We start from the raw sequence: 219 nt of genomic DNA on the forward strand, positions 1-219 counted from the left end.
GGCGGTGGATACGAGCGTTGCAGCGCCCGGGAAACCGACCCGGTAGCCATGCAATTCCTGCAGGCCGGATACCAGGTCTTTTCGCTGCTGTATACCGTATCCCCCGCGCCGCTGCGTTGGCAGCCTATGATCGATGCTGCCGGAGCCATCCTGCACCTGCGCCGCAATGCGGCCCGCCTGCGGGTAGACCCGTTCAAGGTAGCGGTTTGCGGTTTTTCT

General features: G+C 63.5%; 1 protein-coding gene. It reads left to right on the forward strand.

Going from position 1 to position 219, the window contains the following annotated elements; all coding sequences use genetic code 11:
- A partial coding sequence (locus H6B10_RS17205; RefSeq protein ID WP_430661800.1) for an alpha/beta hydrolase occupies window positions 1-219 on the forward strand: 219 nt, incomplete at both ends.

This window comes from Gemmiger formicilis (genome assembly GCF_016901605.1).
Taxonomy (GTDB): Bacteria; Bacillota; Clostridia; order Oscillospirales; family Ruminococcaceae; genus Gemmiger; species Gemmiger formicilis_B.